We start from the raw sequence: 26,716 nt of genomic DNA, 5'->3' as shown, positions 1-26,716 counted from the left end.
ACCCGTTTCTGCATCAGATAGGCACTGATGGAAATACCGGCCTCTTTTTTGAAGATTCTGGACATATAATCTACATTCAGATACACAAGCTCTGCCAGAGTCTCCCTTCTGATGTCCTGCTGGTAATGTGTGTCGATGTATTCTTTTAGCTGGTCTGCCACAGATTCACTTTTGTTGATATATTTCGTATATTCCACGGCAGCAGTCACCAGATGGGAGGCAAACTGCATGGCGCCATCCACACTCTCCAGGGCCTCCTGGTAATACTGTTCGTTCTCACTTCCGGCAAACAGCAGATGGGCCTTGATCTCCCTTGCGGCAAGCCAGGAATACGTTATCTGTGTAATGTCCATGCGGAAGCTTTTCAAAATGTCACGCGTGATCAGTTCACGCTCCGCAAGCTCTGTGAGATACTGCCGCATGCTGTTGATCAGAGCTTCCGGTTTCTGCTCGCCGAGAAGGGTCTCCCACACCGTGCGCTGTTTATTCTGATAGGCAATGCAGGGCTGTCGGAAATCGGACAGATACAGGACTTTATCCCACACGGTCAGACTGTTGTCCCGCATCTCCTGCAGCTGGGCAAGGCAGTCCGCCAGATCACCGATCCCTGTGCTGCTGCCGGCTCCGCACCAGATATCCATCTGCATGCGCTCCCTCAGCAGATTCCGGAAGGAGGAAAATACGCCTTCCTCACTGAGCCGCTCCAGGTTCCCTGCAGTGCCCCGGCATATGACCGTATAGCTGTCTTTCCGGCAGGGCAGGACAGTTTCCACAGCCACCTGATATTCCTCAGCCAATTCCCCCAGAATATTTTTTATGATAAATAAAAGGATGTTTTCATCCCAGTGCTCTCTTTTTTCTCTTCCCCCTCTGCCGGACAGGTGCAGGAGCACAGCCAGAAATCTGTCCTCCGGTTTATGATCCAGATGTCTTTTGCTGATTTCCTCCTCTATGGCGGATTGTTTTATCCTGCCGGTGAGCAGTTCAGACCAGAAGTTTTTCAGAAGGATTTCCCTGTTCTGCTCCCAGATTCTGCTCTCCTGACGATAAGCCTCGTAATTTAGCGCAGCCTTTACCCTGTCAGACGCTTTCTGAATGGCAGCGGTGAGTTTTTCAAAGTCTATGGGCTTCAGCAGATAATCCACACTGTCCAGGGCAATGGCACGGCGCGCAAAATCAAACTCTGCATAGCTGGTAAGAAATATAGCCTGTACCTCATACGCTTCTTTGCGCACCCATTCCATAAAATCAAAGCCGCTGCCTTTCGGCATGACAATATCACTCACGATCACATGGATAGGCATAAGTCCCATGACCGTCTGTGCCTGCTGCATGGAGGATGCCGTATAAATCTGCCCTATATCCAGCAGTTCCCAATCTACATTTTTCTTGATACTCTCTATCACATATTCCTCATCGTCCACCAATAACAGATTCATAAGTACCTCCCTGAACGGTTTTGTCTGCCTCCTTCTTCCCATGCTCCCGGAACGGGATATGGATATCCACTATGGCACCCTGCAGGGGACTGTTGTCAAAATTGATCTCCCCCTGTCCGCCGTAGTAGTAATGAAAACGCTTCAGGCAGTTTTCAATCCCCACATGACTGCCGTTCTCGCTGATTCCCTTCCCCTGCCTAAGCCTTTCCAAAACATGCTTGGGAAATCCCTTTCCGGTGTCAGAGATATACAGATTGATATATTTCCCATCTTCCCTGTCCTCCGGAAATGCTGTAACTGAGATCAATATCTTCTCTTCCAGTGTCAGTGCATGCTTCGCCGCGTTCTCCACAAAGACCTGCAGCATGAAGGGAAATATCTCCCCGTTTTCGACCTCCTCATCGATCTCAATATAGTATTCAAAGCTGTCCGGATAGCGCAGAAGCAGTATTTTCAGATAGTCTTCGCAGTGCGCTGTCTCTGCCTTGACAGGCACCAGACCACTGGTGCTGCGAAATACATACTGGAGATAATCTGAGGTAGTCTTTGTCATCTTCTGCGCATTGCCGTACTGCTTGAAATCAATCATGCTGTATATAAAATTCAGACAGTTCAGATAAAAATGAGGGCGTATCTGCAGCTTCAGATAATCCATCTCTATCTTCTGCTTCTCTAATTCCTGCTCATACAGGGTGATCTTCAGGCGTCGGATCTGATGTATCATTCTTTTAAACTTGCCGTCAATCTGCTCCAGCTCCATCAGGTTGTTTTCCGTGATGTGGAAGGTATAATCATCATCATCGTATTTTGTCAGATTATCCGTAAATTCCCTCACCGGCTCCAGCAGATACTTTTTCAGGTATAAAAGGATCGCGGCTCCGGCCAGGACCAGTGCTGCTGCCAGGACTAAAAGGAATCCCAGACTGCTCATCATGACGCCCAGTATCTTGTCCCCTGATATCTTCATCTGAATGGTAAAGGGTGCCTGTTTCAGATTTTTGCTGAGTGAGTATCCGCTGTTTGCCTCCCGGAAATCAAGCTCCTGTTCTATGCCTTTGCTGGTGATCTGACCCGCCACCCGGTTCCTGGCATCCACCAGGCGTACATATCCGTCATCGCCTACGATGGTGTCAGTGAAAGGCTCCAGAATACTTTTTACATTCACAAAACAGCCCATGTAAACATCCTGGTTCTGGGCTATTTTACAGATATAGTTTTCCTCGCCGCAGTCCATTTGGTTCCACTTTTTCTTGACCGAGTAGGAAGTGTCTGCAATGAGTCCCAGCTGGTTTCTCACTGCGTCTTCCAGGTCTTTATCAATATCATACCCCACCCCTGTCATGGTGAGCATGGTAAACATATCATTTTTCTTCAAATACAGGAAAAAGTGGTATTCTGTGCCATACTCCCACGCATAGGAGAGACAGATTCTCCGCAAGTTACTGACTGCATTATTTATTTTTACGGGGTCTCCGGAATGCTCCATGGTCTCAATATAGTCCCCCAATACAGAATACCCCTGATTCTTCTCCATAATATTGGAAAACAGGCTCCGGCTGATCCGCAGGAAACGGTTGTCCAATTCATCGGTATAGAGCTTTGACATTTCGTCCATCTCCTGTATGGCCTGCTTTCTGGTTCTTTCAAGCAGCATGGCGCTGACGCCCACGTACACAGCCAGCACCACCATGAGAATAATAAGGATGGCCTTCATCTGCTGGGCCATATTTTTTTGTTTTCTGTATTTCGGAACTTTCCTCATGCGTTTTTTATCCTTTCACTGCCCCCAGAGTGATTCCCTCCGAGAAATATTTTTGAAGGAATGGATACACAATAAACAGCGGCAGCATGGCTATGAACGCAATGGCCATTCGGATGGATGTGGTGGGAAGCTTGGCGACCTCCGCGCCGATATTCCCCACAACTTTGCCGCTTGCCAGGTATTGGATATCCGTGATCATCTGGTTCAGAAGGTTCTGTATGCCGAACAGCTTCTGTCCCTGGTTTCCTGATAAATAGTATAAACCATTGGTCCAGTCGTTCCAATAGGCAAGTCCGGAAAAGAGTCCCATGGTCACAAGAATCGGCTTGCCCAGAGGCAGCACCACACTGGTAAATATCTTCATATGCCCTGCCCCGTCTATCTTGGCAGCTTCAAACAGGGCATCCGGTATGCTTGTAATGAAATAACTCCGTATCATCAGAACATTATTAGCGCTCAGAAGAAGGTTGGGAAGAAGAAGCGCAAAAATCGTATTTTTAATATGCAGGTAATTCACATACATCAGATATGTAGGTACCAGGCCGCCATTGAAAAGCATGGTGAAAAATACGAAAAAGGTCAGTGCCCTTCTGTGGGGAAGGGTCTTAATGGTCAGCGGGTAAGCCATCAGCGCTGACAGACTGATATTCAGTATAGTGCCCACGACCGTCACAAATATGGTGATTCCATACGCGCGCAGTATTTTTTCTCCCTGCTTGATAATATACTGGTAAGCGTAAAGACTTAATTTCTCAGGAAAAAATGAGTAGCCGTTGCGAATCAGTGTATTTTCATCTGTGACGGAAGAAATGAACACCAGTACAAAAGGCAGTATAATGACCAATGTCATAAGAATCAGAATTATATTGATGAAAAACTGATACCGTTTTTCTTTTGCTGAATTTTTCATTTCTCTCCTCCTAAAACAATGCCTGTTCTTTATCTACTTTTCTCACGACCCAATTGCTCAGCATAACAATGGCAAATCCCACAATGGACTGGTACACGCCTGCCGCGGATGACATACTGATATTTCCCCGCTCAATGAGCGCTCTGTACACATAGGTGTCGATCACATTGGTCGTCGGAAAGAGAACCCCGGAATTCATAGGCACCTGATAAAACAGGCCGAAATCCGAATAGAAAATACGTCCGATATTTAACAGAAGCAGAGTGATAATGGTGGGTACCAGACTTGGCAGGGTGATCTTTGTGATCTGCTGCCATTTTGTTGCACCGTCCAGGCTGGCTGCCTCATAGTAGGACGGGTCAATGCCGATAATAGAGGCAATATAGATCAGGCATCCGTACCCAACGCCCTTCCAGCAGTTAGCAAATACCAGGATAAACGGCCAGTATTTAGGCTGCTGATACCACTGCACCGGTTCTTTTCCCAGGGCGCTTAAAATGGTGTTGTTTATCAAGCCGTTCTCGGAACTGAGCAGTGCATAAACAATGTAGCTCAGTATTACCATGGACATGAGGAAAGGCAGCAAAATGGCGCTCTGGTAGAGCTTTTTCATTTTATTGTTCCGCACTTCACAGATCAATATGGCTACCGCAATACCTACTATCATATTTACGGCAATGAAGGCCACATTATAAAGCAGTGTATTTCTGGTAATGATCCAGGCATCCTTTGACTGGAATAAAAACTTGAAGTTATCCAGTCCGCACCAGGGACTTGCAAATATGCCTTTTGCAAAATTCAGCTTTTTAAAGGCAATCACAATTCCACCCATGGGAATATAGTTGTTGATCAGCAGGTACAAAAGTCCCGGCAGCATCATCAGGTATAGGGGCCAGTGTTGTTTGTAGACACTGAGCCTGGATTTTTTCTTCATATTTCTCCTCCTCTGTCTTATGAATGGTTTCTTTCCGGCAAAAAGGCTGCCGCGCTAAGAGCTTTTTCTGTTTCCTAGAGCGACAGCCTGCTGTCAAAAATGATCCTGTCTATTTATTGTTGACGGGCAGAGAATAAACAGTAACTATTTATTCTCTTCCAGCCATTTGTCAAACTGTTCCTGTTTTGCCTGGATGATCTCGTCAATTCCGGCTGCCTGAAGAGCATCCAAAAACTCCGGCAGATACGTTTCAGGGTCAGCAGAACCGCTGTTCAGTGAACCGGTATACTGTTTTACAACATTGGCCAGCGCCGCTACCTGACTCTCATACTGGGTGTTGTCAAAGCAGAAGCCGACTGCCTTTGACTCTTTTGCGGAATCGTTGAATTCCTCCATCTTCTCCCAAAGCTGCGGGTCAGAACCTGTCCACTTATGTGCGATGAACTGGTTCGGCAGCTCCCAGCCCAGATTCAGGCTGTATCCCACATTGTCGGCGGTGACGCCCTCCGGGTAGTTGATGATGCCGTTCTCCTCATCCTCTATGACATAATCCACACCTTCCTCACCCCAGTTCAGCAGATTCATGATCTCAGGGCTTCCATAGATGTAATCCAGAGTTTCCATGGTCTTTTCCGGATTCTCTGAGTTCTGTGCAATAGAATAGATAATACCGTTGTAGGTCTGGCAGTTTTTGATCGGATAGTCCCTGAACGGAACGATCTCAAAATCATATCCGGTTGAACTTTTGAATTCCACAGGAGTTCCCGGATGATAGGCAAAAAACAGAGAAAACAGATTGCCTGCCTTGCAGACGGTACGCCAGTTTTCTGTATCTGTTCCGGCGTCCTTGCTGATATATCCCTTCTGATACCAGTCATAGAGCATCGTGGTGGTATCCTTATACCAATCACTGGCGAAGAAATTGGTGATGGTGGTGTCATTTTCCTGATCCATGAGTACGCCCAGGAAATTGGCATCTGACAAGGGATCCCCTCCGAACAGCCTTGTCAGCGGCGTATCCCCCTCATTGATGGAAAACAGCATGGTCATGTCCGGCTCCCCTGCTTTGACTGTCTCAAAAACAGATTCCATATCTTTTGGTTCTTTGATGGCAGATGTATCTATACCGTACTTCTCCACCAGGTCTTTTCTCATGAAGACAGCAGGGATACTTCCTCTTTCGATCTGGTTTGGTACGCCGTACAGAAAACCATCCACTGTATTGCTGTTCAGTACATCTTCGCCGTAAATTTCCTTCAGGTTCTTACCGTATTTGTCCACCAGTTCTGACATATCCATGATCTGTCCGCTGTGCATGTACTGGATAGCATTTGTGGCATTTGTATAAAAGCAGTCGATTTTTTCATCTCCTGCCAGCATGAGCTGGAGCTGCTGCGCGGCGCTGGCCCAGGGAAGCACCACGATGTCCAGATTGGCATTCACTTCCTTTTCCAGAATCTCATTGATCTTTTCCTCGATCCGCTCTTCGTCGGCGGGCTGGCTTCCCTGCAGTACCATGGTCACGGTATAAGGTTCCTTTCCGCCTTCCCCTGATGCTGTCTCCTTGCCCTCACTGCCGCTTCCGCCGCAGGCTGCCAGTGACAATACCATGGCTGCTGTGAGTATGGCAGCTGCTATCTTTTTCTTCATGTGATTTCCTCCTTCATTTCTGTTCCTTTGATACGTCTATCTTATTCTTTTCCCTGTTTCTTTTCTATAACTGGTCTGACTTAAAAATATCACTCATTTGACTCCTCCGCGCGTCCGAGGACATAAAAAAGCCTGTATACCCCATTTGTGTCACATGGTATACAGGCTTTTTCCTGTTTCAGTCCACACCCGTAATTTCACGGAGTGCGGCATAGCTTATATTGCTGTAACTGTTCAGTCAGGTCTGCGCATTTACTGCGCTGACCGTGCAAAAGAGTAGTGGCGGCAGGTATTCGCCCCATCGCGAAGCGATTTTTAATGGGCGAATACCCGTAACGATTCAGCTGGCTGAATCGTTACATATTGCTAAATAAACTGATTTACATTTTCATCATAGGCGTAATCAATAGCGCCCAGCTTTTTCTCCAGTTCTTTTCTGTCAAGCTGCAGATCTTCGCACATGTCATCCAGAGAGGAATAGAAATCTCTCAACTTCATGTTTGCAAAGCTTAAAAGCATCACCGGATCTTTTGGTATCATAATCTCTCTCACCTCTTATGCCCTGCGGGCTGTAAGTTCACCATTTTCCACATCAATGACAATGGTGTCCTCTGTTCCCACATTGCCGGAGAGAATGAGTTTTGCAGTCAGTGTCTCCACGTATTTCTGCAGGTAACGTTTCAGAGGACGCGCACCATAGATGGGGTCGTATCCGCCCTCAATAATATAATCTTTTGCGGCATCTGTCAAGCGTAAAGACAGCTCCTGGTCTTTCAGCCTGCGGTTCAGATCCTCCACAAGCAGGTCCACAATACCGCCGATGTTCTCCTTGGTAAGCGGCTTAAACATGATGATCTCATCCAGACGGTTTAGGAATTCCGGACGGAAATGTGCCCGCAGATCCCTGTCAACCATATCTCTGGCTTCCTGGCTGATCTCCCCGTTTGGCTCAATGCCGTCCAGCAGATAGGTGGAGCCCAGATTGGATGTCATGATCAGGATGGTATTTTTAAAGTCAACGGTACGTCCCTGGGAATCTGTGATACGGCCGTCATCCAGCACCTGAAGCAGGACGTTGAAGACATCCGGGTGTGCCTTTTCAATTTCATCAAACAGAACTACGGAGTAAGGTTTCCTTCTGACAGCCTCTGTGAGCTGTCCGCCCTCCTCGTATCCCACATATCCCGGAGGCGCTCCGATCAGACGTGACACGGAATATTTCTCCATGTACTCACTCATATCAATACGCACCATATTCTGCTCGTCATCAAACAGGGTAGCTGCCAGTGTCTTGGCAAGCTCTGTCTTACCGACACCGGTTGGTCCCAGGAAAAGGAAGGAACCGATTGGTTTTGTGGGGTCCTTGATGCCGGCTTTGGAGCGGATAATGGCATCTGTTACTTTCTGGACACCCTCATCCTGACCGATGACACGCTTGTGCAGTTCATCCTCCAGGCCCAGGATCTTTGTCTTTTCCCCTTCTGTCAGCTTGGCAACAGGGATTCCTGTCCAGCGGGAGATGATTCTGGCGATTTCCTCATCTGTGACACTCTCGTGTACCAGGGATAGATCCTGACTCTTTACTTTTTCCTCTTCCACCTCTAATTGTTTCTGAAGTTTCGGAAGTTCGCCGTACTGCAGCCTTGCCGCTTCATTCAGGTCATAATTTCTCTGAGCCACCTGAATCTGTTTATTCATATCTTCTATCTGCTCACGCAGTTTGGAAAGCTTTTCCACGGACGCTTTTTCATTGTCCCACTGGGCTTTCTTACCGTTAAATTCGTCGCGCAGCTCTGCCATATCTTTCTGCAGATCCACCAGACGGTCCTGACTGAGACGGTCGTTTTCTTTTTTCAGAGCCGCCTCCTCAATCTCCATCTGCATGATCCTTCTGCGCAGGTCATCCAGTTCTGTCGGCATGGAATCCAGCTCTGTCTTAATAAGCGCACATGCCTCATCCACCAGGTCAATGGCCTTATCCGGCAGGAACCTGTCGGAAATATAACGGTTCGATAAGGTAGCTGCCGCTACCAGGGCACCGTCTGTGATCTTGACGCCATGGAAGACTTCATACCGCTCTTTCAGACCTCTCAGAATAGAGATGGTATCCTCAACTGTCGGCTCATCCACCATAACGGGCTGGAACCGGCGTTCAAGTGCCGCGTCTTTTTCAATATACTGACGGTACTCATCCAGAGTGGTGGCACCGATACAGTGCAGTTCACCTCTGGCCAGCATGGGTTTCAGCATATTGCCTGCATCCATGGCGCCCTCTGTCTTGCCTGCACCTACGATCAGATGAAGCTCGTCGATGAACAGTATGATCTGTCCCTCACTTTTTCTGACTTCCTCCAGTACGGCTTTCAGACGCTCCTCAAATTCACCTCTGTACTTGGCGCCTGCTACCAGCGCGCCCATATCCAGTGCGAAAATCTTCTTATCTTTTAACCCTTCCGGCACATCCCCCTGAACGATTCGCTGCGCCAGGCCCTCCACAGCGGCAGTTTTACCTACGCCGGGTTCACCGATCAATACAGGGTTATTTTTTGTTTTCCTGGACAGGATCCGAATGACATTACGAATCTCCGCATCCCTGCCGATCACCGGGTCAAGCTTCTGCTCCCTGGCTTTTTCCACCAGGTCCTGGCCGTATTTGTTCAGTGTGTCATACGTGGCCTCCGGATTGTCGGTAGTCACCCGCTGGTTGCCCCGTACAGTGCTCAGCGCCTGCAGGAAACGTTCTTTTGTAATCCCATACTCCTGCCAGATTTTTTTCATGGACGGGCTGGGGTTGTTGACCAGTGCCAGAAACAGATGCTCCACAGAGACGTATTCATCTCCCATGGCCTTTGCCTCATCCTCAGCGCTCACCAGGGCTTTGTTCAGATACTGCCCGATATACGGCTGACCGCCGGATACTTTGGTCCGGGCATTCAGTGCCCGCTCCACATTGTTCAGAAAGTGTTCTTTCTGAATTTCCATTTTTTCAATCAGTTTCAGGATCAAGCTGTCCTCCTGATGTAAAAGATTGTATAGTAAATGCTCCTGTTCGACCTCCTGATTGCCGAACTCATAAGCTGTCTTTTCCAAGTCCTGAACTGCCTGAAGTGATTTCTGTGTAAATTTGCTGATGTTCATAAAATCCCTCCATTTCGAGATTTGAGTTCTTTGTTATTTGTTCTAGTGCTAATATAACACTGTTTATTAGCACTGTCAATAGGTGAGTGCTAATTTTTTTCTACATTTTTGAAAGCCCTTTAAAATCAAGGGCTTCACGGTTTTATATTTCAGAGAATTGGAGTCCGATGCATCCGGGAGGCTTACAACATGGACAAAAAATGAAAGTGGACTGTAACGGACATTACAGCAAATGTGCGGACTGTAAGCTGCCCGTGAAACCGGAGATATGTCCTAGGAAGCTGACAAAGCTAAAAGGAGACAATCATGAGCGATAAAGGAAGAACTGTAGATGTAAACATTTCCGGCATACGCAGTATTTAGCGGAAATGAGCATCTGCAAAAATACAACATATGTGGCTGGCTCATTTGTGGTGAATGAATAACTGCAGATGTTGTGATAAAGAAGGTGGATGATAACTCTTTTATTCTTATCAGTAAGCAGTTTAGCACAAAGAAAGGCGGTTGTATATGGAAATTATTTACCATTGGGAAGGCGATTACCTGATCCCGAATCTTGCACTTTCAGAAACGGCTGAATATCATATTGGTAAATACGGAATAACTTTATGGAAGCACCTTGCAGAGATTGACGGGTAAAGCAATGAGATGGTGGACACGCTTGTGGAACAGATGGCAAAAAGTGAGGGCGTGACGGAGTAGCTTAAATCTGAAATATTATTGGAATATTGTAAGGTATTTTGAGAATCTTGTTATTTATACCATTAACATGCCTTAATTTTTGTTAGCTGAAAGATAATATTAGGAAAGAATTTTTTAATAAGTAGCATTATTATTTATTTATAAAATAATTTAGGGCTAAGAAAGGAGAAAAAATCATGGCTTTAATTCAAGTAAACTTTATTTCTAAGTGTCTGTTAAGAACAGTAACATTCATTGCAATCTTACCGTTAGATAAGTTGCCCTTACCTGGGGCTGAGATTTCGGTAAAAGTACCATTTCAAACATTGTATCTGCTTCATGGCGGATATGGGAACCATACGGATTATGTGAGCGGAACACGGATTCGGCGGTGGGCGGAGGAAAAAAATTTAGCTGTTATTATGCCATCTGGAGACAATCAATTCTATATTGATAAGGAAGACACAGAAGAATATTACGGAGAATATGTTGGAAAAGAACTTGTGGAATTTACCAGAAAGATGTTTCCGTTGTCAGAGAAGAAAGAAGATACTTTCATAGCAGGCCTTTCCATGGGAGGGTATGGGGCTTTGATTAACGGACTAAAGTATGCGGATACATTTGGTTATATAGGCACCTTTTCCGCAGGACTCGTACTGAAGGACATAATTGAAGAGACGGATTTGATTAAAGGAATAGGATGGCAGCCGAGTTTTTACGACAGAGTATTTGGCAAAAAGGAAACATTATTAAATAGTGATAAAGATTATTGCTATTTAATCAGGGCTTTAAAAGAACAAAAAAAGGAAATCCCTCGTATTTATATGGCAATAGGAACGGATGATTTCCTTTATGAAAGGAATCAGGAATACCGCAAATTTTTAACAGAAGAAGGAGTGGACTTTACATATGAGGAAGGGCCAGGAGGACATGAATGGGATTTTTGGGATATGCAACTTAAAAAATTTGTTGATTGGCTTCCGTTATCGAAAGCACAACAAGGGCTTAACAGTGGAAACGTAAGACATTCATAATAATACAGGGGAGATACAACAATGATGAAACTAAAACATGAAAGAACATATTATCAGACCAGTTTTTTTAAATGGAGGCAGAGGATTGGCTTTGGAATCAGTGATTTTGCCTGCAACCTGGCATTTCTCCTGACAAATACATATCTTTTGTTTTACTATACGAACTGTGCAGGATTGGATGCTAAAAAAGTAGGATTTATGTTTGTAGTTACGAAATTTATTGATGCCATTACAGACTATCTGGTAGGTGCGTGGGTAGACCGTACGGATACAAAAATGGGGCGTTATCGTCCGTGGATGCTCTTCGGCGCGCCGATGTTGGCGATAGGAATGGTGTTATTATTTTCCGTACCGACAGGATGGGACAGTACGCCGAAAATGGTATGGGCATATGTGACATACATTATTTTCTCTTTGGGTTATACCTTGGTAAATATCCCTATGGTGCCTATTGTAAGTTCTCTTTCCGATAAGCCGGTTGAACGGACCAATATCATGACTACAAAGCAGATTTTAGCCAGCCTTGGCTCTTTAGTATCTTCTGTTTTTGTTCTCCCTATGGTTCAGTTCTTTTCAGGCGGAAACGACGTGGCTGGCAGCGCATTGGCAAAAGGCTATAGAATGACCAATACGGTATTGGGGATTATTGTTGTAACCCTAATGGTAATTTGCGTATTCAATATTGAAGAAATAAACCCTCCAACAATGACGACAAAGAAAAATAGCAATGTATTTGCAGACATCGGCAATATATTTAAAAACAAGTATTATATATTGATGCTTATTTTTATCTTTTCTTTCTTTACGGGCTATTTTTCCATGATGGCAGCTATCCAATACTATTTTACCTATATTATTGGCAGTACAAGCCTTATGTCGGTAGCAATGTCCATCATAACAGTGTTGCCGATTCCCATCATGGCAGTTGCTTCATATCTAAATGCACATGGAGTCAGTAAGTCAAAACTTATAATAATTGGAGGCATTTTCAGTCTTGCGGCCTTTATAATAATGTTTTTCAATACATCGCCTTCACTGACACTGTTTTCTATCAGCCTATTCGGAATAGGAAATGGTTTGCGCAATGGTATTATGTTTGCCATGTTGCCAGATATATATGATTACACAGAATATCAAACAGGCAAATTTCTTGGCGGGACGCAGACGGCAGTTGTTGGTTTTTGCAGCAAGTTAGCCTCCGCATCGGCCTCCGCGTTGGTATCAGCGCTTTTGGTTTGGGGCACATATGACGCAAATGTATTGGATGGCATATTAAATTCCGGCGGAACGGTGGCGGATATCGCGGCTTCCTATCCATCAACAGTTACAGCAATCAAATTGGCGTTCGCAGGGATTTCAATATTCAGTACTTTAGCCACTGTTATTTGTATGATTCCTTATGACTTGGACAAAAAATTTTCCGAAGTACGTGCGGAACTTGACCAAAGAAAGAAGAGCGCGGAAGATTCTGTTTCATAATTTATATGGGTTGTATTGCTGCTGATATTGTCTGGGTGTACAGGAATATATTTTCCGGCACCAGTCGAACAGTATCTTTTCAGATGAAAAGCCGGCTTCCGCTGCACATTCAGTAATGGAATATGTGCCAGTTGACAAAAGAGAAAGAGCTATATTTAAACGGAAAGTGCATAAATATTGATGGAAAGATATTCCGGTCTGTTGGATAAAACATTTGCAGAAATAGTTTTTTTGCAATCCAACATATCTTGAAATGCTATCAAGTGGAATTTTCTCGGCATAATGGCTCTGCACATATTCCATTGCTTTTTTAGACAACTCATTATTCTGGAGAGTTACTGCATTTGTGTAACATTTTGAATATAGTTGATAAATAATAGATATTAATTCTTTTTGGATTAAAAGGTTCTGGAAAGGAGCAGGATGCTCCAAATAATGAAAAATCTGTAACATATAAGTACGGATAATATATTGTACATCAGAATATGGAGGAATGACAAAAAAAGGATTCTGTATATCCGGAACTAAGTCGCTGAGATAAAAGTCAGGTATCATCAACATGACCGCATGTATAGGCTTGGATGGTTCGGCATTAAGAGTTTGATGGATAGAATTGCAGTTGACGAAAATAATATCATCTGCCTGTGCCAACATTCTTTTACCATCTACAATATAGTCAATAGAACCGGAAATCAGATAGGTAAGCTCTATTGCGTGATGCCAGTGCAAATTTGTGTCTCCTTGATGCCCATATACGGTAGCATATAATATCTTGCATTGGGATATCCCTAATGGATTATCTGTAGTCACAAATTCATATTCTATGGAATGCATAGTTTACCTCCTGCGTTTAATGGCACTTTTTCCATTAAGTATAGAATATTTTTTACAGAAAATCAATACAACTTGGTAAGATTACGGGAGGCGTTCTGGCTGATGTTTTAATCGTGTTTAATCGGAGAAGTCAATCCTTCCGGCAAACTTACGGATACATGGGCAAGATGAAAAAGTAATGGTAGCAGTATCTGTTATGAATGTTGGGGAGCGGTTTGCAGAAAAAGAAGTATTGCAGGTATATTATTTGTGGGTTTTGCAGCACTGGAAACAGATAATTTCAATGTCATGTGATATATAATAGGAGACAGGCAATGATTGCATTTATTCTTATGGAAAAGATTTTTTCTCTGTTTTTGATTATGCTCATGTTTTTTTCAGTAGTCCGCATGAAGGTGATGAAGGCGGAGCATTCCGTATATATGGATGAAGGACATTCGGATAAAATATTGGAAAACCTCAGCCCGGAGGAATGAATCCAGAAAATGTGCCGCCACTGCGCTCTTGCGGCGGTGCCCTGCGACCATCTCATAGTCGTCCCCCTTCGGCCGGACCAGGGCAGGGACGAGAACGCCAAAGTCCCTGACACTGTCTGCCAGGTCCTGCATTTCCTTATCGTCCCGCACCTTAAAAGGATGGCCGGGGAAATTGGAAATCACTTAGAGGGGAAGGTTCACGACCTTCTCCAGCTTCTCCTCCTCCGACGGTACCGGTACATCCTCGATGGCCTTTCCTATCCGGGTCCCAAAGGTCGCCTCCAGGCGGTCCCCGTCCTGCCAGCCAAGGGATGTGGTCAGGTCCCCCTGAGGGTCCGCATCCACCAAGAGCACCCGCTTTCCCTCTCTGGCAAGACCGGCGCCCAGGTTCAGGGTAGTCGTGGTCTTCCCCACGCCGCCCTTCTGGTTGATGACCGCGATCACTTTACTCTACGGCATATCTGCCTCCTTCCTTTCCTGTACGCTTCTCTCTGTGATCTTCCGGTGGAAGCCGGACAAAAACTCGGTATCCGATATCAAGGAAAGGAGTGGGTTCCCATGGAGAGGGAAGAAACATGTCCCGCATCCCATGCCGCACACAGCAGTATTGCGGCCATTGCCGGGGCATAATATACCGGTCCGCTGCTGGAACACCTGTATGGAAAGGGACAGAAGACATGTGACATGGAAGATGTATATGAAGCTTTGAACGCACTGTATGAGACCGACCGGGTGAAGGAGGCTATGGGCCTCATCCGCGGACTGTTTGCCATAGGGGAGATGGACTATCCTTATCCTCTGGAGCATTTAGAAAAGTTCAGATCTGCGCGTGAGGCCTTTTTCTCCCACAGCCGTTCCATGCCCGGGTCTGCCCGGATCCTGTTCAGGATATCCTTCCCCTTCTCTGCCCCTGTCTCCCTCTGCCGGCAGGTCTCTCTAAAAGCCTGTCTCAGATCCGGAGGGATACGGCTGTCACTATACTCCTGTTGTAAAAGGAACAGGTCGTAAAAATCCCTGAGCCTGGTGTTCGCAGTCCCCCTTCTCAGCACTGCCTCGAGCTTTTCAGTCAGGACAGTCTCCAGGTTATAGGCCAGGACTGAGATGGTCCTTTCCTCAAACACAGCCAGTATTGATACGTGATCTCCTTCGGTGTGATGATATCACCAGTGAAAACATCCAGTTTTAAGGGGATCTTCATGGTATCCAGGGCAGCTTCCAGATGCAGGCGGATGCCCCCATATTCCTTTTCTTCCATGATCTCTGTTATCTTTTTGATCCCAAACGTGACGCCGTCCTCGATAGGAACCCGGATGATATTAGCTGCGCTTTCGTACTGTCCCCACGGGAACGGTTACGGAGCAGCGCTTTTAATTGTTTTGATGTGTGGATCAATTATAATAACATCTCCAGATATATCATTAAGATCTTATCTACTTTGAACTCCTCTGCGTACTCCAGGAGCAGAGGGATATCCTTCTTTCGGCTGCGGGCATACTCTTTCAAGGCAGTCTGCCTGTCCTGGATCTCCACCTGACTGCGTCTGCGCAGAATATCACAGATCGAACGCTCCGCGTTATAAGTACGCACCATGTTGCCCATGGGCGTCTCGATCTCTGTGATGCCGATCGGATATCTTTCTTTTTTTACGGTGTGGACGAGCACCCCCTCTTCCTTTAGATTTGTCGTTTTATAGCCGCTTTTCACAGTCACCGTATGCTGCATAGGTTCCCGGTCTGTCAGCCCCAAAAGGTATAGCGCAGACTCGTGGGAAAAAACAACATGAGGACATCTGGACTGCAGGATATACATCCCATCCTCCCAGGAAACCGGGGACAGATAGATGCCGCGTACCATCTTTTCAACCTGCACCTTTTGATAAATTCCAAAATGATGTGCTTGGAGATTCCTAACGCACGAACATCTAATGTCCTCAGGATCCCTTTCTTTTCTTTTGACAACTGTTCCAGCATTTCCTTGTCATTTCATTCCTTTATTTTTGCCCGCCTTTACATTTCTTTTGACACCAATTTTTCAAAAAATGACGATTTTTGATGGAACCAGATAAAACCATAAAACCTCCAAAATGCTCATAAATAGCCGTTTTTTACGCTTTATGAGACCAGACAAAATCCACGCCTTTTGTTAAAAAGGCGAGTGCTAATTTATTAAATTTTAATTTTCAGCGGTCTGTTTTCATACGAAATAGTATCTTAATTTGGAAATCATCGAAATATATGGTATGCTTAATTAAAAATACAAAAGAGAAACCAGGAGGTACACCATGAAAAAATTTATAGAGGAGTTCAAGTCATTTGCACTCCGCGGCAACGTTATGGACATGGCCGTCGGCGTCATAATCGGCGGCGCTTTTTCCGGGATCGTGACATCTCTGACGGACAATTTTATTAATCCCATTTTGAATTTTCTGACCGGACATGCAAAATATAATGCACAGGATATTGCCGGATTTGCCTCAGCTTTTGTATCTGCTGTTATTAATTTTCTGATCATGGCATTGATTTTATTCTGTCTTATGAAGGGAATCAATAAACTTCTCTCTTTCGGGCAGAAAAAAGAAGAGCCGGCAGCCCCGGCAACAAAGGTATGTCCTTTCTGTAAAAGTGAAATTGCAGTTGATGCCGTGCGGTGCCCTCACTGCACATCTGAACTTTCAGAATAGCAAAGCATGGTTATGAGCCGGCACATGCATGCCATACTTTTTCACAACCCCCATAAGCCTGCGCATATTCCAGGAGAAACACACCCGGATATAAAGCGGCCGAACACCACGCTTTCCTGAAACAGATCGACCACATTATACAAATCATAAACCGTCCATGAAAAATGCCATAAGCCCCTTACCGTTACACGCGGCAAGGGGCTTATGGCATTTTTTAAGTTCCATGTTAAAACACTATTCCTGTGTTTCCTCTTCCTCTGTATCATCCGGCAGTGAATTATGTACTGCTGATACGCTCACAACAACGGCCTCCGGATCTGTCATCAGTTCAATATCCTTGTTCTGGCTGATCTCCAGATCCTTTACCCGGAGGGAATCACCGGCACGCATATTTCCCACATCAACGATTACTTTTTCCACCAATGCTGCCGGAACCGCTTTATATGAAATTTCTTTTAAGATCTCCTGCAGAACTCCTTCTATCACATTTTCATGATTTAATAATACAACCTCAGCAACAGAATGTACTTTTTCATTGCTGATCAAAGCCTGAAAATCAATCTCCTCTACACACCGAGCCATAGCATTGTAATCGATTTCTTTAATCAGCGCATCATAGGTCTGTCCATCTATTTCCAGCATAACCTGTCCGCCTTTTCTTTCCGTCTTGAGGAGCTGCTCCACATCTCTTTTGGCTATCTTTAGCGGAATGGATCCCTGCAGTTCCCGTCCGAACAGGTTTCCTGTGACAAAACCTTCTCTTCTTAATCTCCTTGCTTTCACGTTCATGTTTCTTTTTTCAGCTTTTAAAGTATTCATTTATCTTTTCCTCCGAAAAACCTGATCGCTTAGCATGCCTCGTATGAGGTTGTTTTAAGTATTTCCTTTTGTTACAAGTTCATTATAGCACTACTGCCCAAAAAAGATTCACCAATATTTACAGTCATCAAATATGAATTTTGGTCATTATTAGTTCTCCGGTGTTTTCAAGTATTAAAATTCCAATTCCTTTTCTCTCCCTGGTTATATGCTGCTAAACAACTGCCAGAAGATCCGTGTCACCTTGGCCACTTCACATTTTGCTGTCCTATAGAGAGACCCCTTAAAAGCCGTAAAAAACCAGGCAGAGCTACACACCCTGCCTGGTTTCCCGCAAATACTATTTCATCACTTCCTGATACGTGGCATGTCTTTCCAGAGCCTCCGTCATCTCCGCCAGACGGCTTACATCTCCGATCAAAATCACACCGCACAGTCTGTTATTCAGGAAATAGAATTTCTGATACTGCTTTTTCCCCATATCCTTAAACTCAACTGTTTTATAGATCAGATTCGGATTCTTACCATTATCACCTGCCGCGAAAAGCGCAGTCCCCATTCCATGGAAGTTCAGTGCTGCAGATACCGTCTCATATTCCAGATTGTCACCTGCTGCATTGGCACCTGCAGTCTTGCCCTGTTCCACAGCCTGGCTCCACAGACCATAATTGATGCCCTGATACTGGGCACAGTCACCACACGCGTATATATCTTCTGCGCTGGTTTCCATCCTGGCATTGACCACAACAGAGCGGTCCACCTCAAGACCTGCCTCTTTTGCCACTGCGGTATTGGCCCTCACGCCGCAGGAAACCACCACCATATCAGCCGGGAGCACCTCGCCGTCCTCCATACGGATTCCGGAGACAAAATCTTCTCCCTCCAAAGCCGCGATCTTAACGCCGGTACGGATTTCAATATCCTGCGCTTCACTTATCTTCTTCAAAAGCTCGGCTGCCGGTTCATCCAACTGGCGTCCCATGATCACAGGGGCAAGCTCCAGCACTGTCACACGGCATTTTGCTTTCTTCAGTTCCCAGGCAGCCTCCAGGCCAAGCACACCGCCGCCGATCACTGCCACATTTTTCACCTGGGGAAGCACATCCGCAATCTTCTTCGTATCATCCAGCCTGCGGATCGCAAATACATTCTTCTTCTCCACGCCCTTCATAGGCGGCACAAAACACTCTGCTCCAAGAGCATAGATAAGCTTCGTATATTTCAGCTTCATGCCGTCATCCAGAACCACCTCTCTGCTGTCCGTATCAATCCGCTCCACCCGGCGTCCCAAAATCTGGAATACTCTGTTCTCCTCATACCAGGAAGTCTCGTGCACAGCGATCTGACCGGCATCTAAATCTGCCATAATAGATTTTGTCAGCATAGGCCTGTTATAGGTACTGTAAATTTCATTGGAAATCATGGTAATAGACCCTGTCTTATCCCTCTGCCTGATAGCCTCCGCAGCACTGATACCCGCGGCACCATTTCCCAGAATAAGATAAAAATTCTTTGTGTCCCTGCTAAACTGATTTTCCTCTTCCTCCACAGGTACAAAATGCTCTTTTCCCACTCCGCATACCGGGCATATATCAATGGAGGAATCAAAAATAGCACCGCACACCAAACACTTCACCAGCCTGCTTCTGCCTGACTTCCTCTCATTTTCCTTATTCTGAAGGGTACAGCCGAAATTATAGCCAAAGTCATAGGCATCGATCAAGTCCGCCTCACTGGGTTTAAACCGCACGCGAAAGCCGTCCATCGTCTTCATCCGAAGCTGTTTCAGCCGCTCCATCACATGAGGCACGCCCTCACCGCTCCAGCCATAACTTCCGAACGCACTTGCCAGCTTCTTCCCATGGGTCACGGGATACATGGAAATCAGCAGATCCCAGACAGGCTTCAATGCCTCTCCCAAAATAGTCGGTGTGCCGAACAGGATACCATCTGCAAATCCCAGCTCTTCCAACACCTTCTCCTGCTCTGCTTCCACCAGATCATAACTGCGCACAGCAATATCCCCGCTGTCCTCCACGCCCTTCGCAATCCGCTCTGCCAGCATTTTCGTATATCCGTAAGCACTTACATAAGGGATGATCACGGTTTTCGTGCTGTTTGGATTCACAACTGTACACCATTCCTCGTAAATGTCATACATCTGTTCAATCTTATCATCCAGCACCGGCCCATGCCCGGTACAGATCATGGACACATCCAGTTCCCTGACCCTTGCCAGTGCTTTCAGCATATACGGTTTAAACGGACCCAAAATACAGTCAAAATAATACTTTGTCGCCCGCATATATCCTTCCCTGTCTGTCACCCTGCTTGCCAGCACATCCGAAAATCCATAATGGGACCCAAAAGAATCACAAGTCACCAAAATCTGTTCTTCCTCAATATAAGTATACATGGTATCCGGCCAATGCAGATTCGGCACCACAAGGAACCGCAGAGTCTTGTCCCCAATCTTCATGGTCTCATTATCCTTCACCGCAATCCCGGTAAAATCACCATTTACGATCTCTTTCAGGAACCCAAGCGCACAGCCCGTAGCCACGATCTTCAGCCCCGGATTCAGCTTCAGCAGATTCTCAATACTTCCCGCATGGTCCGGTTCCGTATGACTCACAACAAGATAATCAATCTCATCAACTGCCGTTATCTCCTGCACCTTCTCCAAATACTCATCCCAGAATTTCACCTTAGCAGTCTCAAACAAAACCGTCTTATCCCCGGCTTTCAGCACATAAGAGTTATATGTAGTGCCAAACTCTGTATACATTATAATATCAAACACCCGCAAATTTGAATCCACAATCCCAGTCCAATAAAAATTCTTTCTAAGCTCCAATGTTTTCAACTCTTATACCTTCTTTCTCTCTTTATTATCAGTTTTACCCCACAACCCCATTATATTCCAAAACCCTCAAAAAAGATATTCCCATTTTCCATTCCCCTCCCATACTCAAAATATACACCATTTTACTCCACATTAAAACCCCCTATTTTATATCTTTTATTATATCCTTTCTCTTTTATCCTTTCTTTTTTCTTTTCTTTTTTCTTTTCTCCTCCTCCCGCCCTATCATCCCCAGGGGAATCCAAAGCATCCGGGGCCGGCCGGTGTCTGTGTGGGGTGAGCGATGTCTAGTGGAGCGCCGGGGAGATCCACCTGCCCCAGACACTTAATGAGGAGGCCATTGCCGACGAATTTAGTGACTGGGAGCAGGTTAGCTTCCCGGCAAGCGCAACGCTTCGCTCACCCCACACAGACACCGGCCGGCCCCGGATGCTTTGGATTCTCCGTCCCCATGAAAGCCCCCCGCCCCCATGAAAGCCACCTCCCCACATAAACACCAAAAAAGGACCCATGCTCCCAAAAGCATGAGTCCCAAATATGTACTCAATAAAATCAATCTACAATACGCCTAACCGCAATATAAGGCCTATACAACGCATTTTCAGAATATTTAATTCCTCCCTGCGGATATGGTGCAGAGTTAGATGCATGTACAATACCGCCGTCACCTGTCAGAATGGCAACATGTCCGGAATAAACGATGATATCACCCGCACGTGACTGGGAATAAGAAATTCCGCGTCCGTCTCCCGCCTGTGAATCACTTGTTCTGGAAATGCTGTATCCAAAGTGAGCGAATACCTGCTGTGTAAATCCTGAACAGTCAATACCATTTGTCAGACTGTTGCCGCCATACACATACGGATTACCGATAAACTGGCTTGCGTAAGCAACAACCGCTTCTCCGGTAGCACTGTATCCGCCGCCCTGTTCCTCTTCTTCCGGCTCATAGGAAGGAGTTTCCGGTTCCGGCACATTCTCATTATTACCGCCTCCATTATTACTTGGAGTCTCCGGCACGTCCTCATCTTCCACATCGTCATTGTTATTATTATTGTTGTTATTATTGTTATTATTCTGAGGTTTCTGTGTGTTCTGCTGCTCCTGTCTCTGTGCAGCCGCCTCAGCTTCTTTTGCAGCTTTCTCTCTTGCCTTTTTCGCTTCTGCAGCCTGTCTTGCTTCTTCTTCCTGAATCTTCTGCAGCTCTGCATTCTGCTGTTCAATCAGACTTCTGTACTCATCTGCCTGTGCCTGAACATTTGCAATCTGTGTCTCATAATCAGAAGCAACTGCTTTTTTCTCTTCCAGTGCTGTCTCTAAATTAGCCTGCTGGTCTTCCTGAGCCTGTTTCATCTCTTCTAACTCAGCTTTTTCCTGCTCCAGCTGATTGCCCAAATCAGTTACCTGCTGAACAGTGTCTCTCAGCTTCTCTAGCTCGTCCCTGTCAAACTGATACATCTTCTCCGTGTATTCAGCTTTGCTGAGCAAATCTGTAATGCTGTTGACTTCCAGAAGCATCTGCGCCCATGCGTCACTTCCGCCGTTCTCATACAGATACTGGATTCTTTTCTTCATTGCAGCATACTGCTCATCGCGGTCAGCCTCTGCTTCTGCTAAATCCTCTTTTGTTTCTACAATGGCGTTCTCTTTGTCAGAGATTTCACCCTTCAGTATGTCAATCTGTGCGATAACCTGAACCAGATTCTGATCCAGAGAATCAATCTCTCCAAGTAAATTGTTCTTTTTCTCTTCAAGCTCCGCTTCCTTGCTCTCTGTTGCGGACAGTTTGCTCTGTGTGTTTGCTTTTTCAGCCTGCACTTCGTCTTTTCTTGCAGCTGCCACCGGCATTACCTGTGCTGCGGTCAGTGCAAAAATAAGGCTGAGACAAAGGAATCTCTTTTTCATACTGCTATGTACCTCACTGTTGGTATTTAATATTTGCTATTCTCTAAGTAATATTTCCGAAATAATTTTCACTTCCCGCTTATGATATCACAGATTTATTACACTTGCAAGAGGAAATCCCCTAATTCTTTAAGTTTTTGTTACAAAAATAAATTTTATAGTAATATTTTATAAATTCCTTCCATATATTCCCTGCCCCATAGGGCAAATGGGCTGACATCGCGGTATCACAGCAGATGCGTTCCTTCTATAAATATATAAAAGCCGTGCTTCCACCTCTCGGTGAGGAAGCACGGCTCTGCTATGCATGATATAATACCTGGCTATGTAATTACTCTACAATTCTTCTGATTGCAATATATGGTCTGTACAGCGCATTGCTGGAGTATTTGATTCCACCCTGCGGATACGGTGCAGAATTGGATGCATGTACGATTCCGCCGTCACCTGTCAGGATTGCTACGTGTCCGGAATATACAATGATGTCACCTGCACGGGATTCGGAATAGGAAATTCCGCGGCCTGCGCCAGCCTGGTCATCACTTACACGCGGCAGGCTGTAACCAAAGTGTGAAAATACAGACTGTACAAACCCGGAACAGTCAGCACCGTTTGTCAGGCTTGTTCCGCCCCAAACATAAGGATTGCCGATAAACTGGCTTGCATAATCCACAACTGCCTGTCCTGAAGCGCTGTAACCACTGTCACTGCCCTGCTCCTCTTCGGGTTCCTCATTATCCGGTGTCTCAGGTTCGTCGTAATTCGGAGTATTTGTTTCTTCTGCCGGAGGTGTCACATCATTATTATTGTCTTCCGGCTCTTCTCCGTCATTGTTGTCATTGGTTGCTTCGTTTCCGTTATCTGTATTGTCATTGGTATTGCTGTCATTTGAACTTACGTCTGTGCTGTTCTGGCCGGTGCCCTCTTCCTCAGCATCATCCTTTGCTTTCTGCTCTGCTTCCTGAGCTGCCTTCTCCTGTGCTTTTCTGGCTTCTTCAGCTTTCTTCGCTTCCTCTGCCTGACGTGCTTTCTCTTCCTGGATCTTCTGAAGCTCTGCATTCTGCTGTTCGATCAGGCTTCTGTATTCATCTGCCTGTGCACGCACATTTGCAATCTGTGTCTCATAATCAGAAGCTGTTGCTTTCTTTTCATCAAGAGCACTCTGCAGACTTGCCTGCTGCTGTTCCTGAGCCTGTTTCATCTCTTCCAGTTCTGCTTTTTCCTGGGCGAGCTGATTGCCAAGATCTGTGACTTCCTGAACTGTTTCCTTCATCTTCTTCAGCTCATCTCTGTCATACTGATACATTTTCTCTGTATACTCTGCCTTGCTGAGAAGTCCTGTGATACTGTCAGACTCTAAAAGCATCTGTGCCCATGCATTGGAGCCCCCGTTCTCATACAGGTACTGGATTCTCTTCTTCATATCCTCGTACTGTTTGTCACGGTTTGCTTCCGCTACAGCCAAATCTTCTTTTGTCTGGCCGATGGCACTTTCTTTATCTGTAATCTCACCATTCAGAATATCAATCTGTGCCATAACCTGTACAAGGTTCTGGTCAATGGAGTCGATTTCGTTCAATAACGCGTTTTTCTGGTCTTCCAACTCAGATTCTTTGCTCTCTGCTGCTGATAATTTACTCTGTGTCTCTGCCTTCTCAGCCTGCACGTCATCTTCCCTTGCAGCTGCTACCGGCACAACCTGGGTCATGGCCATTGTAAAAATAAGACTGAGAATAAGAAATCTTTTTTTCATTATTATGTACCTCACTATTCATATCTGAATCTGTAACTACCTGTAACATTTTTGAAATATTTCTTATCTGTCACCCATAATACCACATAATTATTACAGATGCAAGGGGTAAATTTCCAATTCATTAAATATTTGTTACAAAATGGCACTTTTTCGTAATAATTAGCGGATACATTTTTAACAACTATGCCTCTACTGCAAGGGAACCGCCGTCCTCTTTTTCCTCAGGCAATACCTTTTTCGGCGTGGAGACCACTTCCTGATTGTAACAGTAGAAAATATCCTCCACCTTCTCTTTCTCCATTTTAGGAGTGACAATGCTTACCACCGGCACTACAACAAATCCGACTACCATAGCAAAGGCCCCTGCATTAATGGGGGATGCAATATAATGTAGGAACAAATTGGATACCGTAATGCCGATTCCTGCTATAAAGCAGACCCATACAGACAGCTTTGTCGTTCTCTTCCAGTAGAGACCGAATAAAAACGGCGCCAAAAATGCTCCTGCCAGCGCTCCCCATGAAATTCCCATGAGCTGAGCGATAAATGTAGGCGGATCAAGAGCAAGTACAACGGAGATTACAATAAATACAACGATCAGTCCACGCATCACACGAAGCTGGTTTTTCTCGCTCATATCCTTTGCCACAGTCCCTTTCAGGAAATCCAGCGTCAGTGTAGAGCTGGATGTCAGAACCAGGGAAGAAAGCGTTGACATGGATGCGGAGAGCACCAGTACGATCACAACACCAATCAAAATATCCGGCAGTGTGGACAGCATATAAGGAACAATACCGTCATAGATCACAGTGCCGTCTGCTTTATATAAGGAGGGGTTATCAAAAAGCCGTCCAAATCCTCCCAGGAAATAGCATCCTCCGGAGATCACAATGGCAAATACAGTGGAAACTACCGTTCCGGTCTGAATCGCCTTCTCATCCTTAATGGCATAGAATTTCTGAACCATCTGTGGAAGCCCCCAGGTGCCAAGGGAGGTCAAGATAACAACTCCCAGAAGATTAATGGGGTCAGGTCCGAAAAATGAGGTAAAGGCACCTGACTGTCCTGCTGTTGCCGGAACATCGCTGGGAATCGACGCAAGCTGTCTCACTGCCTCTGTGAATCCACCCTGGCCGCTTAAGACAGCACCGATCACAGCAGCAATACCGAACAGCATGATAATCCCCTGGATAAAGTCATTGATAGCGGTCGCCATATAACCGCCCAGAATCACATACGCCCCGGTCAGGGCAGCCATAACTACCACGCATGCTGCGTACGGTACATCAAAGGCCAGCTCAAATAATCTGGACAGCCCGTTATAAATGGATGCGGTATAAGGTACCAGGAAAATAAATACAATGGCTGATGCCGCAATCCTGAGTGCATTACTGTCAAAACGTTTGCCGAAGAAATCCGGCATGGTGGCCGCATGCAGATGCTTTGTCATGACACGTGTCCTTCGTCCGAGGACTACCCATGCCAAAAGACTTCCGATTATGGCATTGCCTATCCCGATCCACGTACCTGCCAGTCCGTACTTCCATCCAAACTGCCCTGCATAACCTACAAACACAACTGCGGAAAAATAGGATGTTCCATATGCAAATGCCGTAAGCCAGGGGCCTACGCTCCTTCCTCCCAGTACAAATCCCGCCACATTTGTAGCATGTTTTCGGGAATACAGCCCAATACCCACCATAGAGCCGAAAAACAGCAGCAAAAACAGTATCTTAATCTCCATCTTTTTTATTCTCCTTTTTTATTATGATTCCACTTACACTTTAAACCGCAACGGTTTAAACTACTAAAGCAATAATTGCAAAGAAAAAGAGGCGCCGCTTTCCGCTGTGAAAAGCGGACGCTTCTTAATTCTTCTGTATCCAGTTCTTATTTTTTCAGTTCATTCAGTTCTTCTTCCGAGAACATTTTCATGCCCGCATCTTTTAATGTCTGGTAGGTACGTGCCTGGTCTGAGGTTTTCACAACCATAGCACCGCCCTCTTTGCCGGTAACCAGCGCATACATATATTCCAGATTCAATCCTTTTGTACTTAAGGTATCCAGAATCTGGCTCAGCGCGCCTACCTCCTGCTGCAGTTCTACTACAAGCACAGGTGTCAGCACTGCCGTATACCCTTTTTCCAGCAGTACCTGTTTGGCTCTGGCAGAATCAGACACAATCATCCTTGCAATACCATAGTCCGTGGTGTCAGAAAGTCCCAGGGAGATAATATTAATATTTTTCTCCTTGAGCGCATCCGCGATCCCCTTCAGCTTTCCCGGACGATTCTCCAGAAATATGGATAATTGTTCTATAAACATTTATGCTACCTATCCTTTCTCTGCCCTC

The 26,716-nt window shown here is 45.6% G+C and carries 22 protein-coding genes and 2 pseudogenes; 5 read left to right on the top strand and 19 right to left on the bottom strand.

The genetic code is table 11. The features are described 5' to 3' along the window. The 7 genes from V8Q34_RS21530 to clpB all read right to left on the bottom strand — a co-directional run. A partial coding sequence (locus V8Q34_RS21530; protein WP_335836292.1) for a response regulator transcription factor occupies positions 1-1,439 on the bottom strand: 1,439 nt, incomplete at its 3' end. Then, on the bottom strand, positions 1,414-3,201 hold the full coding sequence (locus V8Q34_RS21525; RefSeq protein WP_227245487.1) for a sensor histidine kinase: 1,788 nt from the start codon (positions 3,199-3,201) through the stop codon (positions 1,414-1,416). The genes V8Q34_RS21525 and V8Q34_RS21530, both read right to left, overlap by 26 nt. 7 nt (positions 3,202-3,208) lie before the next feature. After that, on the bottom strand, positions 3,209-4,111 hold the full coding sequence (locus tag V8Q34_RS21520) for a carbohydrate ABC transporter permease (RefSeq protein WP_033139191.1): 903 nt from the start codon (positions 4,109-4,111) through the stop codon (positions 3,209-3,211). A gap of 10 nt (positions 4,112-4,121) precedes the next feature. Beyond that, a complete protein-coding gene (locus V8Q34_RS21515) occupies positions 4,122-5,045 on the bottom strand; it encodes an ABC transporter permease (RefSeq protein ID WP_033139190.1) in 924 nt (307 codons plus the stop codon). Positions 5,046-5,189: 144 nt separating this feature from the next. Further along, positions 5,190-6,695, bottom strand: coding sequence for an ABC transporter substrate-binding protein (locus V8Q34_RS21510; RefSeq protein ID WP_033139189.1), 1,506 nt, complete (start codon positions 6,693-6,695; stop codon positions 5,190-5,192). A 366-nt stretch (positions 6,696-7,061) separates the two neighbouring features. Continuing rightward, the gene (locus V8Q34_RS21505; RefSeq protein WP_081960325.1) at positions 7,062-7,235 is read right to left on the bottom strand and encodes a DUF4250 domain-containing protein; all 174 of its coding nucleotides are present in this window, start codon (positions 7,233-7,235) and stop codon (positions 7,062-7,064) included. 15 nt (positions 7,236-7,250) lie between these two features. Further along, positions 7,251-9,833: an ATP-dependent chaperone ClpB gene (gene clpB / locus V8Q34_RS21500; RefSeq protein WP_033141394.1), complete on the bottom strand. Its 2,583-nt coding sequence runs from the start codon at positions 9,831-9,833 to the stop codon at positions 7,251-7,253. A 510-nt stretch (positions 9,834-10,343) separates the two neighbouring features. On the opposite strand from clpB, the gene V8Q34_RS21495 reads away from it, so the two are divergent. The 3 genes from V8Q34_RS21495 (at position 10,344) to V8Q34_RS21485 (ending at position 13,027) form a co-directional block, all read left to right on the top strand. Further along, positions 10,344-10,472 carry a TnpV protein gene (locus V8Q34_RS21495; RefSeq protein WP_335836291.1) on the top strand — a complete coding sequence of 43 codons (129 nt, stop codon included), beginning with the start codon at positions 10,344-10,346 and terminating at the stop codon, positions 10,470-10,472. 239 nt (positions 10,473-10,711) lie between these two features. Beyond that, complete coding sequence (locus V8Q34_RS21490) at positions 10,712-11,548, top strand: alpha/beta hydrolase (protein WP_335836290.1); 837 nt, start codon at positions 10,712-10,714, stop codon at positions 11,546-11,548. 21 nt (positions 11,549-11,569) lie between these two features. Next, a complete protein-coding gene (locus V8Q34_RS21485; protein ID WP_335836289.1) occupies positions 11,570-13,027 on the top strand; it encodes an MFS transporter in 1,458 nt (485 codons plus the stop codon). Here the strand turns inward: V8Q34_RS21485 and V8Q34_RS21480 are convergent. Continuing rightward, positions 13,022-13,861: a helix-turn-helix domain-containing protein gene (locus V8Q34_RS21480; protein WP_335836288.1), complete on the bottom strand. Its 840-nt coding sequence runs from the start codon at positions 13,859-13,861 to the stop codon at positions 13,022-13,024. The genes V8Q34_RS21485 and V8Q34_RS21480 overlap by 6 nt on opposite strands. Before the next feature lie 314 nt (positions 13,862-14,175). On the opposite strand from V8Q34_RS21480, the gene V8Q34_RS21475 reads away from it, so the two are divergent. Further along, a complete protein-coding gene (locus V8Q34_RS21475) occupies positions 14,176-14,337 on the top strand; it encodes a hypothetical protein (protein WP_335836287.1) in 162 nt (53 codons plus the stop codon). 24 nt (positions 14,338-14,361) lie between these two features. Here V8Q34_RS21475 and V8Q34_RS27580 read toward each other — a convergent pair. From V8Q34_RS27580 to V8Q34_RS21455, 5 genes and pseudogenes are all read right to left on the bottom strand, one after another. Continuing rightward, a pseudogene (locus V8Q34_RS27580) lies at positions 14,362-14,520 on the bottom strand (ParB N-terminal domain-containing protein); the annotation flags it as partial. 57 nt (positions 14,521-14,577) lie between these two features. Continuing rightward, positions 14,578-14,781 (bottom strand): annotated as a pseudogene (locus V8Q34_RS21470) (ParA family protein); the annotation flags it as partial. 347 nt (positions 14,782-15,128) lie between these two features. Further along, on the bottom strand, positions 15,129-15,458 hold the full coding sequence (locus V8Q34_RS21465) for a nucleotidyl transferase AbiEii/AbiGii toxin family protein (protein ID WP_335836286.1): 330 nt from the start codon (positions 15,456-15,458) through the stop codon (positions 15,129-15,131). Next, entirely contained in the window at positions 15,404-15,604 is a 201-nt protein-coding gene (locus V8Q34_RS21460; protein WP_335836294.1) for a hypothetical protein, read from the bottom strand. The genes V8Q34_RS21465 and V8Q34_RS21460 overlap by 55 nt, the downstream gene beginning before the upstream one ends. Before the next feature lie 125 nt (positions 15,605-15,729). After that, positions 15,730-16,206 carry a type IV toxin-antitoxin system AbiEi family antitoxin domain-containing protein gene (locus V8Q34_RS21455; protein ID WP_335836285.1) on the bottom strand — a complete coding sequence of 159 codons (477 nt, stop codon included), beginning with the start codon at positions 16,204-16,206 and terminating at the stop codon, positions 15,730-15,732. Between the two features lie 412 nt (positions 16,207-16,618). On the opposite strand from V8Q34_RS21455, the gene mscL reads away from it, so the two are divergent. Beyond that, entirely contained in the window at positions 16,619-17,017 is a 399-nt protein-coding gene (gene mscL / locus V8Q34_RS21450) for a large conductance mechanosensitive channel protein MscL (RefSeq protein WP_033141396.1), read from the top strand. 234 nt (positions 17,018-17,251) lie between these two features. On the opposite strand, the gene V8Q34_RS21445 is transcribed toward mscL, so the two are convergent. The 6 genes from V8Q34_RS21445 to V8Q34_RS21420 form a co-directional block, all read right to left on the bottom strand. After that, entirely contained in the window at positions 17,252-17,836 is a 585-nt protein-coding gene (locus V8Q34_RS21445; protein WP_054351991.1) for a 50S ribosomal protein L25, read from the bottom strand. A gap of 340 nt (positions 17,837-18,176) precedes the next feature. Further along, the gene (locus tag V8Q34_RS21440; protein ID WP_335836284.1) at positions 18,177-20,702 is read right to left on the bottom strand and encodes an FAD-dependent oxidoreductase; all 2,526 of its coding nucleotides are present in this window, start codon (positions 20,700-20,702) and stop codon (positions 18,177-18,179) included. 552 nt (positions 20,703-21,254) lie between these two features. Beyond that, on the bottom strand, positions 21,255-22,607 hold the full coding sequence (locus V8Q34_RS21435; protein WP_335836283.1) for a C40 family peptidase: 1,353 nt from the start codon (positions 22,605-22,607) through the stop codon (positions 21,255-21,257). A gap of 331 nt (positions 22,608-22,938) precedes the next feature. Continuing rightward, a complete protein-coding gene (locus V8Q34_RS21430; protein WP_103732188.1) occupies positions 22,939-24,360 on the bottom strand; it encodes a C40 family peptidase in 1,422 nt (473 codons plus the stop codon). A gap of 184 nt (positions 24,361-24,544) precedes the next feature. Beyond that, entirely contained in the window at positions 24,545-26,107 is a 1,563-nt protein-coding gene (locus V8Q34_RS21425) for a sodium:solute symporter family protein (protein WP_244806480.1), read from the bottom strand. Positions 26,108-26,253: 146 nt separating this feature from the next. Beyond that, positions 26,254-26,688: an amino acid-binding protein gene (locus V8Q34_RS21420; RefSeq protein WP_033141402.1), complete on the bottom strand. Its 435-nt coding sequence runs from the start codon at positions 26,686-26,688 to the stop codon at positions 26,254-26,256. Positions 26,689-26,716 lie beyond the last annotated feature (28 nt).

The organism is Blautia sp. JLR.GB0024, from assembly GCF_037000545.1.
Classification (GTDB): Bacteria; Bacillota; Clostridia; order Lachnospirales; family Lachnospiraceae; genus Blautia; species Blautia celeris.
This window is presented reverse-complemented; position numbering and strand designations above follow the sequence as displayed.

What these genes read in the sequence shown, in the direction of transcription:
- V8Q34_RS21505 (WP_081960325.1), bottom strand. Translation starts at nt 7,235, where the DNA reads ATGATACCAAAAGATCCGGTGATGCTTTTAAGCTTTGCAAACATGAAG.
- V8Q34_RS21435 (WP_335836283.1), bottom strand. Translation starts at nt 22,607, where the DNA reads ATGAAAAAGAGATTCCTTTGTCTCAGCCTTATTTTTGCACTGACCGCA.
- V8Q34_RS21495 (WP_335836291.1), top strand. Translation starts at nt 10,344, where the DNA reads ATGGAAATTATTTACCATTGGGAAGGCGATTACCTGATCCCGAATCTT.
- V8Q34_RS21510 (WP_033139189.1), bottom strand. Translation starts at nt 6,695, where the DNA reads ATGAAGAAAAAGATAGCAGCTGCCATACTCACAGCAGCCATGGTATTG.
- V8Q34_RS21480 (WP_335836288.1), bottom strand. Translation starts at nt 13,861, where the DNA reads ATGCATTCCATAGAATATGAATTTGTGACTACAGATAATCCATTAGGG.
- V8Q34_RS21525 (WP_227245487.1), bottom strand. Translation starts at nt 3,201, where the DNA reads ATGAGGAAAGTTCCGAAATACAGAAAACAAAAAAATATGGCCCAGCAG.
- mscL (WP_033141396.1), top strand. Translation starts at nt 16,619, where the DNA reads ATGAAAAAATTTATAGAGGAGTTCAAGTCATTTGCACTCCGCGGCAAC.
- V8Q34_RS21430 (WP_103732188.1), bottom strand. Translation starts at nt 24,360, where the DNA reads ATGAAAAAAAGATTTCTTATTCTCAGTCTTATTTTTACAATGGCCATG.
- V8Q34_RS21515 (WP_033139190.1), bottom strand. Translation starts at nt 5,045, where the DNA reads ATGAAGAAAAAATCCAGGCTCAGTGTCTACAAACAACACTGGCCCCTA.
- clpB (WP_033141394.1), bottom strand. Translation starts at nt 9,833, where the DNA reads ATGAACATCAGCAAATTTACACAGAAATCACTTCAGGCAGTTCAGGAC.
- V8Q34_RS21420 (WP_033141402.1), bottom strand. Translation starts at nt 26,688, where the DNA reads ATGTTTATAGAACAATTATCCATATTTCTGGAGAATCGTCCGGGAAAG.
- V8Q34_RS21445 (WP_054351991.1), bottom strand. Translation starts at nt 17,836, where the DNA reads ATGAATACTTTAAAAGCTGAAAAAAGAAACATGAACGTGAAAGCAAGG.
- V8Q34_RS21425 (WP_244806480.1), bottom strand. Translation starts at nt 26,107, where the DNA reads ATGGAGATTAAGATACTGTTTTTGCTGCTGTTTTTCGGCTCTATGGTG.
- V8Q34_RS21485 (WP_335836289.1), top strand. Translation starts at nt 11,570, where the DNA reads ATGATGAAACTAAAACATGAAAGAACATATTATCAGACCAGTTTTTTT.
- V8Q34_RS21490 (WP_335836290.1), top strand. Translation starts at nt 10,712, where the DNA reads ATGGCTTTAATTCAAGTAAACTTTATTTCTAAGTGTCTGTTAAGAACA.
- V8Q34_RS21520 (WP_033139191.1), bottom strand. Translation starts at nt 4,111, where the DNA reads ATGAAAAATTCAGCAAAAGAAAAACGGTATCAGTTTTTCATCAATATA.
- V8Q34_RS21475 (WP_335836287.1), top strand. Translation starts at nt 14,176, where the DNA reads ATGATTGCATTTATTCTTATGGAAAAGATTTTTTCTCTGTTTTTGATT.